The sequence below is a fragment of the Frankia sp. CoWAU3 genome, from assembly GCF_977971855.1.
The window spans coordinates 27,464-28,045 of the sequence record NZ_CDWWXB010000030.1 but is presented as its reverse complement, the minus strand read 5'-3'; the positions used below and the strand labels follow the sequence as shown (position 1 = coordinate 28,045).

1 protein-coding gene is annotated in these 582 nt (G+C 65.1%); it reads right to left on the bottom strand.

Translation table 11 applies throughout. The features are described from left to right. The coding region (locus tag AC08ON_RS05240) for a hemerythrin domain-containing protein (protein WP_476616543.1) at positions 1-413 on the bottom strand (413 nt) is incomplete at its 3' end. Between the last annotated feature and the right edge of the window lie 169 nt (positions 414-582).

Genomic DNA, 582 nt, shown 5'->3' with positions numbered 1-582 from the left:
CTTACGTTGCTGAGAATCGAGACGGCGGCGTGGAACACGCCGTCCTGTTCCTTCGCGATGTGCCTGCGCAGCAGGCTCATCGCCTCGATGACCAGTGTCGGCCAAGCGGGATCGACCCGGGCGGTGCCGTCGGTCGCCCCGGCGAGCACAGCCTCGATCCGGCGGTGCTCGCTCTGCAGGATCGCGATCTGTTCGGGGAACTCGAGTGCCATCGCGGGGAACAGACCCTGCTCCTCCACTACCGTCTGCGGCTGGAGAACCGTCGACATCTGCTCACAGAGTGTCACCATTGCCCCGACGTCACCCTGTCGATATGCCTTGTGCGTGTCGGCGATGAGATCGGTGACCTGGTTGTGTTCCCCGATCAGGGCCGCGATCGCCGGCAGCGACTGACAGTTGCAATATTCACGCATAGCACCCACCTTGGGTAGAAGAAGATCAGCGACGACCCCGCGTCCCGCGTGCCCCACCGGCAGCGTCGCCATCCCATCCCCACTCGCACGGCGGCGCTCGCGTCGCGTCGCTCATGGTCATCATCGAATGGCCAGGGCGGCTCCCACACGGCCGATGATCCTGTCCGCT